The following is an 11,633-nucleotide window of genomic DNA, read 5'->3' as shown; positions in this document are numbered from 1 at the left end:
AATTCTCTTTTAGAACTTACGATAACAGTTAAGGAGGTCGTGACCTCCGTCACGATGACGACTCTGCGTAGATGCACTTGTTACGACCGCTCCTTGTCTACAGGAGCCAATCAATACCGGTCACAGGTCAGTTGTGTGCGTTTTTCGTACTGTGGACCCACATCCTTTCGAGGTTTCATTTGGGCGATAGCGGAGATCGGTGATAACTCATTATTGAGCATATATGAGCTAGAGAGCGCTAGCTCGTTTCAGATAAACAATTGTTTTTATAGGTTACTTCTAAAACTTTCTAAGGATTTAAACCTTTTTAGGTTTTGTTGCGTCCAAGTCCACATAAAACGTATTATCAACGAGTACCTAGTTAATAAGAAATTAAAATATTAAGGAAAATACGGTGAAGCATTTGCTTTTACGATTAATTACCAGCATCACGCTAGCTTTTTCGTATTCAATCTCCGCATCCGATACTTTACAGTGTGTTTCTGATAGATACATCTCTCCTGTATCACAAACAAGTGGCCTCTCAAATCCAGCAGAAATAGGTAAATATAAATACGATGTGATTACTTATGGAGAAAAACCATATTTATTTTCTATCAATAAACCAGATCTAGTATCTCGTAACGTCACGCTACCTGACTTTCTTACCGCCTATTCAAAAAGCCAAGACTACAAATATGATGCATACCATAGATTTGATAGCGAAAATTTACCTCTGGAAGCTAAAGTTTGGCTGCCACAAACTTCAGAAAAGAAGCCCGTCATTCTCATAGTTCATGGTAACTCAGCTCCGGGTTTTGATTATTTAGGAGAGATGTTTTCCAGCCGTGGCTTTGTCGTTGTTCAAGTAGATCAGACTTATCTAAATGGCTTGTGGGGAGAGAATGGTGCTCGTGGTTGGATTCTATTAGAACACCTAAAGCTACTTAGCTCGTGGAATAACCAACAGGATCATACTTTTTATAACAAGCTGGATTTAGAAAACGTTGCACTAATAGGCATGTCTAGAGGCGGAGAAGCCGTCGCCTTAGCTTCGACATTCAACAGTTGGAAAACTTTACCAAACAGTGACAAATCCACAGAGTTTGGATTTGGAATTAAATCGGTAGTGGCGTTAGCGCCTATGGACGGACAATATCAACACTCATATGGTAAAAACACCCTAAAAAACACTAATTATCTTGTATTGCAGGGTGGGCATGACGCCGACGTTTACCAATTCCTTGGGAGCCAACAGTGGCAGAGAGTTGAATATGACGACGGCAAAAATTACGTAAATCATTTAATTTATGTATATAAAGCGAATCACATAAATTTCAATCAAGACATGTCTGATGCTATTCATTGGGGAGGCAGCAAAAGGTTTTATAAAAAGCTCTTAACGGCTAAACAGCAAGAGCACCTGACCAAAGTATTTGTGTCAGCTTTTATTGAGTTAACCTTGTCCGGAAAGATAGAATATCGAGATATATTAAGAAATCCTTTAGGTACAGAGTTTGGTCTCCCCGAAGATATCTATGTATCTCGGTTCAGTACTTCAGAATTTAGGTCTATTGAAAACTTTGAAAGTTTAAAACCAGAAAACCAAAACTTTCAAGTTTGGGTTGCCAGCCAAGAAAACCTAGTTCCATTTTCAATTGAAAAGGAACGGTTAAGAGGCGGGGTGGATATACCAAATAATGTACTAAAACTGAAACTCGAGGAAAAAGTTGGAACGACTCTACAACTCGAGTTACCGACAATCGATGTTCTATCTTACGATACACAACATCTAACTTTCTCTATCGCGATATTGACTTCTGAAGAGCATGAAGCGTGCAGACCATATAACTTAGCCTCTGACATCAAAATAGAAATTCTTGATAAGCGTGGCGTGGTGATTAATAAAACGGTGAAATCTAAAGGCAGTATTCCTCCGTTACTTACATCTGACTACTCAGAGTTAGAAAATGGAGAGGTAAAATTTGCACCTACGGAACCAACGTTGCAAACAGTTGTTTTTCCAATTGAATTTTTAACTGAAATTAAACAAGAAGATAGTTTGGTCCTCAGGATAACATTCATTCCTAGCCATGATATGTCAGTCATTTTGGATGACATTGGAATTATTCGTTAAAGTTGGTACGCGCTTAAAACATGTCTTTCTGACTTGCAAAGGGGCAAAAACAAGTCAGCGGCAATGTTCGCTTCACACAGAAAGCTGTTGTCCAATTCTGGCTAGACTAATGACCGCTGCCTGTCGATATAAATCGAAACCTCCGTTCAAAAGTATTAACGCAATTTAGAACGAGGCATACGATTTATGAGAACCTTGTCCACGCGAAAGTTAGTTTAGTTGTACTCGTTCTGACCATCACCCACGCAAATTATACCGACTTATTTTGTCCACTAACGCTCTACGGGAAACGCCTAACTGTCTGGCGGTGAAACTTTGGTTCCCATGATTCTCTTTCAGCTTAGATTTGATCACCGTTGCTTCATAGTGACCCACCATGTCTTTTAAAGAAGAACTATTCATTGTGATGGCATCCCCCTCCCCCCCAGGTTCGACTTTTTCTTTTAGTTCCTGAGGCAAAATATCGTAGGAAAAAACATTGCCCTCACCCATCAAAATAACCGCCCGTTCTACAATATTTTGTAATTCTCTGACATTGCCGGGAAAGGAATAAGTTTGAAATGTATCGAGAACCTTTGGCTCTAGCTGTTTAATTTTTTTTCCATACTGCTTAGCATATTTATCAATAAAATAATGCGTTAATGCAGGTATGTCATGTTTTCTTTCTCGTAAACTGGGTAACGCAATAGGAAACACATTTAACCTATAATATAAGTCTTCTCTGAAGGTGCCTTCTTTCACCATATCAACAAGAGAACGATTGGTAGCGGCGATTATCCTCACCTGTACTTTTATGGTCTGGTTGCTGCCCAAGGGCCGCACTTCTCCTTCCTGTAACACGCGAAGGACTTTCGATTGTAATGGCAAAGGCATTTCGCCAATTTCGTCAAGGAACAAGGTGCCTAGGTGTGCTTCTTCCACCAGCCCTTTCTTATCAGTATTGGCACCGCTAAACGCACCTTTTTTATAGCCAAACATCTCGCTTTCGAGCAGGTCTGGTGGGAACGCGGCACAATTTTGTGCCACGAACTTACCTTCACGGACAGGGCTATTTTCATGGATGGTTGCTGCAAATAACTCTTTTCCGGTGCCTGTTTCACCGGTTAAAAAAATGGTGGCTGTTGATGATGCAACTTTATCAATTAGACCAAAAACTTTTTCCATTGCCGGGCCCCTACCTATGATTTTGTCTAACTGTAGGGTTTTGTAAATTCTTCCCTTAAGCTGCTGGTTCTCCACAATAAGAGAGGCATTTAGCTCTTCCTGCTGTTTAAGCAGCAGTTGTTTTTCGTTAAATAAAAGCGAGTTAGAAATAGAAATAGCAGCAATAGCGGCGACGCCACGCATCAAATTTTCCAAATCAAGTGGAAAACCTTTTATGCCATCTTTTTCGTGCAACTTATGGTTGAATAAGGTAAGGACCCCCGCACATCCGCCTTCTCTATCTGCTAACGGTAGTGCAAGTAAAGATTGGGTGCGTAAACCAGTGATCTGATCATTTAGATAAAACTCCTGAAAATTAAAACCGGTGTATTTGTAAATGTTTTCCACGTTTACCAGTTGTCCAGTAATGGCACAATACACCACTATTTCGACTAAATCAGTGGCTTTTATATTCGTGACAGAAATATTGGCTAAGTTTATTTTAGAATGATCAATGAGTTCACCTATTCGGGTGGCAGGCACAAGGAACCGGTGCGTTTTATCGAGCAAATAAACACAGCATGCCTCCGCCGAAGCCATTTTACGTGCAGCCTGAGCAATGATACTAAGCTGTTTTGTCAGCTCTCGCTCACGCGCAATAGCTTGCGTGACATCTAATACGTCATTTAAGGCAACGAGCGGGTTATCTAATTCAGTCATAAATTTCTCCCTGAAAGGCAACGCATTTTGCCGCTACAATTCATCAGGAAAACTGTGTTTCAAAGTTACCTTGTTCATCAATCTTCAAATCCAGCCTTGATATCTCGTTTTCTTCACTAAGCTTTTCTAATATTTCAGTGGCTATTTTCGGTAACATGGAACCGTTGATGATGTGATCGACATTACGTGCTCCAGAATCTACATCTGTGCATCTTGCAGTAATGGTTTTCACTACATCTTCTGAGTAATGCATATCCAGCTTTTGATTATCACGCAGCCTACTTTTTACTTTATCGAGTTTTAAACGAACAATATTGGCTATGACATCCGGTGAAAGTGTGATGAATGGGATTATTTGCATCCGCGCCAATAAGGCGGGTTTAAAGTGTGCGCTTAATGTAGGCCTTATAGCTTCGGTTACGTCTTCGATAGTGGGCGGATTTTCACTATTGCTGTACATGTCTGTAATTATATCGGTAGCTAAATTGCTAGTTAAAAACATGACTGTGTTCTTAAAATCAACCAGCTGACCTTCCCCATCGGATAACACGCCTTTATCGAACACTTGGTAGAAGAGATTTAACACTTCCAGGTCTGCCTTTTCCACTTCATCCAGTAACACCACAGAATAAGGTTTCTGGCGAATAGCTTCGGTTAACAAACCTCCTTCACCATAACCAACATAACCAGGAGGCGAACCGATCAAGCGAGACACTGAGTGCTTTTCTTGAAACTCCGACATATTCACAGAAGTGAGATACCGCTCTCCGCCAAACAACAAATCTGCGACACCTATACATGTTTCCGTTTTTCCCACTCCACTTGGTCCCACAAGAAGAAATACCCCCATGGGAGAATCAGGGTTGTTGATACCTGCTTTCGCCGTGCGTAAACCGCGATCAATGGCTTCGATCGCGTGATCTTGACCTTTGATGCGCTGCTTAAGCTCAGAACTGAAATGTAAAATCGCAGAAGCCTGATTTTTGACCATTTTGCCCACTGGGATCCCTGTCCAATTCGAAATAACTTCGCCAATTACTTGAGGGGTTACTTCGTAATGTACTAGAGGGTCATCCCCTTGCAGTTGCGCTAACTCCGCTTTTAATTCGCTAATTTGGGATTTTCGTGAGGAAACATCATCCGCTTCTTCAGTGGTATCAGACGAAGATTGTTTTAACGCAATCAATCTTTCAACAACCGCCTTTTCCTTTTGCCATCTATCGGTTAGCTGTGTCTGCTGTTCTTTCAATTCTTCCTGTTTACCTTCAAGCTCTTGAACTTGATTATCATCGGTTTTGATATCCGCCGAGATATCGCGATTGATCGAATTAAGTGCGCGTGCAATGGTAGATAGCTCTCTTTCTACATCGTCAATGCTGTCTGGTTTAGAGCTAATGCTAATTTTTACTCTTGCCGCAGCGGTGTCTAACACATCCACAGCTTTATCCGGTAACTGTCTACCATTGATGTAACGAGCTGACATCATTGCAGCGGCTTGGACGGCATCGTCCCGAATGTAAACGCCGTGTGTCTTTTCATAAATTTCGCTTAGGCCACGAATAATGGTTACTGCTTGTTCGGGGGTCGGTTCATCAAGTTTTACTAACTGGAAGCGGCGGGCCAAAGCAGGATCTTTCTCAAAATACTTTTTATATTCAGTCCAGGTTGTTGCCGCGATGGTGCGTAATTCACCTCTTGCCAAAGCAGGTTTTAATAAATTAGCTGCGTCCCCACTCCCAGCGGCGCCACCCGCGCCAATTAACGTATGGGCCTCATCAATGAATAGAATAATAGGTTTAGCCGACTGCTTCACCCCATCTATCACATTCTTAAGTCTTTTCTCAAACTCGCCTTTTACCGAGGCGCCAGCTTGCAACAGGTTCAAATCCAGGCCTAAGATTTCCACTCCTTTGAGTACTGAAGGCACATCGTCTTCCACTACCCTCAATGCAAGCCCCTCTACCACAGAGGTTTTGCCTACACCCGCTTCACCCACACAAATGGGGTTGTTTTTTCTCCTGCGCGCTAAAATATCGATCATCTGGCGAATTTCGCTGTCACGACAAAATACTGGATCTATTTTTCCGTCCCTTGCTTGCTGTGTAAAGTTGTTACAGAATTGCTCAAGTGCTGCGCTAGCTTCGCTACTTTGCGTAACTGTACCTTTGGAAAGGTTATCAGATGTATCCGACGCGGTTTGCGTTTCAGTTGAATCAGATACTATCTCTTCAAATTTACGTTTAAGTTCGTCATAGGAGATCTCACCTAACTCATCTATATATGGAGAAAGCCCATGTCTGCGAGGATTGGCAAGTATCGCTAATAAGATAGTACCTGACCGCACGTTATCTACTTTTTGTTCGAGTGAGGCTATTAACCACGCATCTTCAAGCAGGCCAATTAACGTTTTTGAAAAAACCGGTTTTTGTTTATTCCCCCGCTTTTCATTTTCTACAGCGGATTGTAATAACTTAATAAACTTTAGAATGTTGACATCGTAGTGGGCGAGTATCTGGGCCACATCGCCGGCTTGCTCGAGTAACTTTAGCAAGAAATGTTCTACACCTATTTCATAATTAGCATTATTAACAGCGAACCCTGCGGCTCCTTCCAAAGCTTGCGTGCAGAACGTGTTCAACCTGTCCACAAAGGATTTGAGTTTTATTTTGTCCATAATAGTTCTCTCGTCTTATTAATAGGTCAAATAACGACATGACGCGATTGAGTTGAAGATGGGTTTAGCCAGCTCGAATACCCTAAAAGACACGGGCTTTTTTGTTGAAGAGTAAAACCTAGCTGACTTGGCAGCCTGAGGTGTAGTGCTATTTCTACGGTTAGATTATCGGGTTTGAGAAACTCAATAATTTCTCGCAATGGTTTCAAAAGGTAAGGCTTGGATTCGAATGGATTATTAGGAAGTAAAGATTTAAATGCCTTCTCGTTGAGATTAAATAGGTTAAGGCGAAATTTTCCAGTCGTGTCAGAAATATGGGCCCCTATTGAAAAGTCGTATGCTAAACGAGCATTTTTGTTTCCTAATCGATTTTGCTGCGTGATTTCTATTTTACTTTGTCGGTGCACATGATGCTCAAGTGTGACGTCGCTTAATTTAAAGCAAAAGTATCCTGATACCACTTTGCATAAAATTTCTGCGTTGCCTCTATTAGCAGTAATCAGGCCACAGAATTGGAGCATTTTCACCCAGTTTACCGCCGATCTATTTCTTAGCGATTTACTAGGGGCACCAATAAGACTGAATAAATGTTCTATGAAATAGTCGTGTTTAACCAGCTGTTTTCGATAAGCATGATACTTACATGAAACGCCTAGATAGAGACTGATTAACCTGTGATTAAACACATCTAAAAAATCACGTTGGTTGGTTGAAGGCTTTTGGAGCAGGAAAATAACAACGTTCTTATCATGTAATTTTTTAAGTTGTTCCGCGTCCAAGACTTCCTCATAACTCTGACCTGCTTTCAACTGAGCATATTGACTAGAGGTAATAGTAAGCTTGGTGGATTCATTGTTATTTGGCTCACTGTGTCTGTATTCAGGTAGCTTTCTTAACGCTGCTAAATCTGTTCTTCCTTCAATCAGCCTGCGTAACTCAGATTCTGAATGTAAGCGAACTAAGTGATGGTCTTCTGCCTCCACCCTTATCGCTTCATCTATTATCGCCTGTGTAAAATAGTCAGGCAGAGGTGAACTCGGACCATATAAACCTAAAAAATTTACGGTAAGCTCACTTTGTTCGGATTCAGTGTATTCCAGTTTGTGAATATCAGCTGCGGGAAATCCGAACGACGGGTTCGCTCTGAATAAAATAGACTCGTCACGTGGATTAGCAAGCACTGAAAGACAGTGCTCTGTGCTTCGATTAAGTAACTCTACCATTTTCAAAAATGAATATGAGGATGGTCTTCCCGGTAATTTCTCCATTACTCGTAGTCCTCCGTAAAGAACTTATCTCCCCATCGATATTTTTCTCCGGACTCTATTGCGAGTACTTCTAAATTGTGAAAACTGTTGATACTGGCCTGCCGTGAAAGGTATTGATAAAGAACGCTGGCGAATAAATACATATTTGCTTCTCCACTGACACCTTTGGCGCCAAATTTACTCTCGCGCACATTAATAGTGGTGATAAGGCCAGCTATAGGCATCCCTTTAACTAACCGGGTTGAGTGGCGGGTCTCCAGCCGTTCGATCCCCTCCCTTATAAGCAAATTGAGTCTTTCTTTTCTTCTATCGCTCTTAGCTGGAAGGTCAAATACCTTAATTAAATTTCGAATAGCGTGAAGCGAACTGAGCGGATTATAGTTTGCCGACAATCTTGAAAGCATCGCCCACCCCTGAAAATCATTGGAAGGTGGCGCTAAGCTATAGGTGGCGCTTTCAATATTTGAAAATGTGACGAAATCAGGAGAGTTTCCCGAGTCAAAAGCGATTTGTCCTGATCGCAACTTATTTGGAAGGGACCCGTTAGTGCAGGTAAGCTGGGTGGTTACTACTTCATTTTCAAGTCCATTATCATAACCCTCGACCTGGCTATCGAAATAAAGAAAATGGTCGTATCCATCATAAATTACCGATGAACCTCGTCTATGTTTATAGAAGCTGGTAGTGTCATGTTCAAGCATTTCATCATAATGCTGGAATGTTTCGTACGGATAGTAAATTTTGTGTTGGCGTTTGCTTTTAACCCGACCCTGGACATGGTTAATTGAGAATATATCATAATGCCCTACATTGGCAGCTTCAGGTCGCAGTAGGTATTCAATCTTTTTATTATCAATACGTATCGGCTTACCTTCATTTTCAAATAAGTTAACGATAGGTGTGCAATACAATTTAAAATTGTCCTTATTTACAGAATCTACCAGTAGTTTGGAAAATTTAAAAATAAGCGTAATGTCGCTAATTTCCGTGTGGGCAAAGACTTGTTCGAATCCGCCAATTTCAATAAAGCGAAACTTTTGCTGAAATTGAAAATATTCTTGTAACAATCGATTACCCGAATATTCATAATTCGCTTCAGGCAGCAAGCTCTCCTCGTCGCCAAAGCCTGCTCGTCTGACTAAGTCGGATGGCCGATCGTTTAACACAATCGTTTGACCATCTTGCATAGTGAGATTGACATCAAAGCAATCTAAATAACGGAAAAAACAGAGATACAAGGTGTTCGAAACTTCTATTTTTTGTTCGTCATGCAAGTAGAAGCGCAAAGCACCAAGTGATATGTTTTCGCTGGCGATCCCCGCATCGAGCTTTAAACTAATCGCCAGATGGGTACGTTTTGCTTTGTTAAATATGTCTACCGATTCTACCGATAACGGGGCGACGTCTACGTTATAGCAGGTTCTAAAACGACAAGGTGTGCCGTCTACATCAACCGATTGTACTTCGGTGCCTCTTTCAATCCGCTGTTCTTCAGTAAGAACGTGTAATCGCGGGGTAAACTGTAAAATAGTCATTGCGGGTACGGGTCTTAAATAATTAGGCCACACCATATCCAATAAGGAATGCGTGAGTTCTGGACTTTCATGGTCTAATTTTTCTCGAATTCGACCGGTTAAGAATGCTACGCCTTCTAACAGTCGTTCGACGTCAGGATCATCGCCCTCTTCACCCAAAAACTTCGCCAAATTTGGATTACGGTTGGCAAACTCAGCCCCTAGCTCCCGCAGGTAGTTAAGTTCGTCCTCAAAATACCTGTTGCTTGCCATACCTACATCACCTCAACTATCCCAAGACTTGATTTCTTCGTCTGGAATTTAATTCGTTCATTTCTACCGTTTAAATAAACCTGACCCACAATTTCAAATTTCAACTCCAGTGGATTACGTTCATCCTCAATATAATTCACCCTCACCCGCTTTAAGCCAGGTTGGAAGTGCTCTATATTTAATTTTATGGATCTTATAATTTCTCTTACCGCCGTGGTAAAACCGTACTTCATATCGAGGTCGTTAAAGTCGGGTAAGCCAAAATCAGGATTTGATGCTGCATTTCCCTGACGCGTATTGAAAATAATTTGAAGGTGCTGAAGTAATGTTTGCCGATAGGCATGGCGGTCAAACACGTTACTTACCGTTCGACCTTCAGCACCTAACCTTACTCTTTCCATAAGGTAGTTTTCATTAATTGTATGTTTCATGGCGAGCTCTATTTATCGAGCTTACCCACTAATGAAAGCGTGAAATCGGCCCCCATGTATTTGAAATGCGGTCGCACTTGCATACCTACTCTATAAAACCCAGGTTCACCTTCAACATCATCCACTGTTATAGCTGCGTGTCGCAATGGTCTTCTCGCTCTTACATCAGCGCTCGCACCATCCTGATCTGCTACATACTGCTTGATCCAAGTGTTTAGCTGATTCTGAATGTCTAGCCGTTCCATTGTTGTTCCTACGTTTTCGCGCTGCAAAACTTTAATATAGTGAGCGAGGCGATTGACTACATACATGTAGGGCAATTGCGTTCCTAACTTGTAATTTGTTTCGGCTTCTTTACCTTCTTTGCTAATACCAAAGTACTTTGGCTTTTGAATTGAGTTTGCAGAGAAGAAAGACGCGTTATCACTACCTCGCCGATAGGTAAGTGGAATAAAGCCTGCCTCAGCTAGTTCAAACTCACGGCGGTCAGAAACGAGAACTTCAGTGGGAATTTTAGTTTCGATTTGCCCCATCGTTTCATATTGGTGTAAGGGTAAGTCTTCCATTGCGCCGCCGCTTTGCGGTCCTATGATATTCGGGCACCAACGATATTTTTCGAAACTATCGTTAAGCCGTGTAGCTAACGCAAAAGCGGTATTCCCCCAGCAATATTTATTATGATCTTCGTCGATGGATTCATCGTAATTGAATGATTTTACGGGATTTTCTTTGCTGTCGTAAGGCAAGCGCAACAAAAACCGCGGTAGCGTAAGCCCAATATAACGAGCATCTTCAGACTCACGCAGTGAACGCCATTTAGCATATTGCGGTCCTTCAAATATCGATGCAATATCATTTAACTTTGGCAAATCCTGAATATCGTTACAACCAAACATTTTAGGGCTCGCAGCCGCTAGAACTGGTGCATGGGCCATTGCGCCAACGCTGGCAAGTGATTGCAGCAATTTGACATCGGGGGATGAATGATCAAATTCATAGTTAGCAATAATGCTACTATAGGGTTCACCACCAAACGTTCCATATTCTTTGGTGTAGACATTTTTATAAAACCCGGACTCTGAAATTTCAGCTGCATCATCAAAATCTAAAGCTAAATCTTCTTTTGACGCGTTGAGAATATGGATTTTATTGTTTTCTCTGAAATTCGTTCGTTTACATAAAAAGTCCAAGCTCCTCCAGGCTGATTCCATTTTCTGAAACGACTCATTATGTAAGATTTCGTCAAGCTGGGTACCTAATTTTTTGTCAACTTCAGCTATCATTTCATCAATTATCGACTTCCTGACACGCTCATCTTTGTTCTCCCCTTTTAGCATTTCTATGATAAATGCCTGAACCCCTTTTTCAGCCACATCGTAAGATTCGTCTGTACGGGGAATGTTTGCTTGATTCATTATCTGGTCTAATAACGAACCACTTTCCTCCACCTCTTCTGGTGCGGCAACTTCTTGCTTTTCTAATTCTGTCATGACA

7 protein-coding genes are annotated in these 11,633 nt (G+C 41.5%); 1 reads left to right on the top strand and 6 read right to left on the bottom strand.

Translation table 11 applies throughout. The annotated features are described in order from the left end of the window. The first annotated feature begins 394 nt into the window (after positions 1 to 394). Positions 395 to 2,116: an alpha/beta hydrolase family protein gene (locus OPS28_RS13345; RefSeq protein ID WP_265609965.1), complete on the top strand. Its 1,722-nt coding sequence runs from the start codon at positions 395 to 397 to the stop codon at positions 2,114 to 2,116. A 237-nt stretch (positions 2,117 to 2,353) separates the two neighbouring features. Here the strand turns inward: OPS28_RS13345 and OPS28_RS13340 are convergent, their stop codons facing one another. From OPS28_RS13340 to tssC, 6 genes are read right to left on the bottom strand one after another with little or no spacing between them, the layout of a single operon-like run. After that, on the bottom strand, positions 2,354 to 3,979 hold the full coding sequence (locus tag OPS28_RS13340) for a sigma-54-dependent Fis family transcriptional regulator (protein WP_265609964.1): 1,626 nt from the start codon (positions 3,977 to 3,979) through the stop codon (positions 2,354 to 2,356). Positions 3,980 to 4,022: 43 nt separating this feature from the next. Further along, on the bottom strand, positions 4,023 to 6,653 hold the full coding sequence (gene tssH / locus OPS28_RS13335) for a type VI secretion system ATPase TssH (RefSeq protein WP_265609963.1): 2,631 nt from the start codon (positions 6,651 to 6,653) through the stop codon (positions 4,023 to 4,025). A gap of 26 nt (positions 6,654 to 6,679) precedes the next feature. Next, on the bottom strand, positions 6,680 to 7,921 hold the full coding sequence (locus OPS28_RS13330; protein WP_265609962.1) for a type VI secretion system baseplate subunit TssG: 1,242 nt from the start codon (positions 7,919 to 7,921) through the stop codon (positions 6,680 to 6,682). After that, positions 7,921 to 9,708 carry a type VI secretion system baseplate subunit TssF gene (tssF, locus tag OPS28_RS13325; protein WP_265609961.1) on the bottom strand — a complete coding sequence of 596 codons (1,788 nt, stop codon included), beginning with the start codon at positions 9,706 to 9,708 and terminating at the stop codon, positions 7,921 to 7,923. Before tssF ends, OPS28_RS13330 begins: the two co-directional genes overlap by 1 nt. Positions 9,709 to 9,710: 2 nt before the next feature. Further along, positions 9,711 to 10,139, bottom strand: coding sequence for a type VI secretion system baseplate subunit TssE (gene tssE / locus OPS28_RS13320; protein WP_265609960.1), 429 nt, complete (start codon positions 10,137 to 10,139; stop codon positions 9,711 to 9,713). Between the two features lie 8 nt (positions 10,140 to 10,147). Beyond that, positions 10,148 to 11,629, bottom strand: a complete 1,482-nt coding sequence (gene tssC / locus OPS28_RS13315; RefSeq protein WP_265609959.1) for a type VI secretion system contractile sheath large subunit — start codon at positions 11,627 to 11,629, stop codon at positions 10,148 to 10,150. Between the last annotated feature and the right edge of the window lie 4 nt (positions 11,630 to 11,633).

This window comes from Alteromonas sp. ASW11-130 (genome assembly GCF_026183735.1).
In the GTDB taxonomy this organism is placed as follows: Bacteria; Pseudomonadota; Gammaproteobacteria; order Enterobacterales; family Alteromonadaceae; genus Alteromonas.
The sequence above is the reverse complement of the archived record's forward strand: the minus strand, read 5'-3'. Positions and strand labels throughout refer to the sequence as shown.

Excerpts from the sequence above, each read along its gene's own strand:
- OPS28_RS13340 (WP_265609964.1), bottom strand. The coding sequence starts at position 3,979 with ATGACTGAATTAGATAACCCGCTCGTTGCCTTAAATGACGTATTAGAT.
- tssH (WP_265609963.1), bottom strand. The coding sequence starts at position 6,653 with ATGGACAAAATAAAACTCAAATCCTTTGTGGACAGGTTGAACACGTTC.
- OPS28_RS13330 (WP_265609962.1), bottom strand. The coding sequence starts at position 7,921 with ATGGAGAAATTACCGGGAAGACCATCCTCATATTCATTTTTGAAAATG.
- tssF (WP_265609961.1), bottom strand. The coding sequence starts at position 9,708 with ATGGCAAGCAACAGGTATTTTGAGGACGAACTTAACTACCTGCGGGAG.
- tssE (WP_265609960.1), bottom strand. The coding sequence starts at position 10,139 with ATGAAACATACAATTAATGAAAACTACCTTATGGAAAGAGTAAGGTTA.
- tssC (WP_265609959.1), bottom strand. The coding sequence starts at position 11,629 with ATGACAGAATTAGAAAAGCAAGAAGTTGCCGCACCAGAAGAGGTGGAG.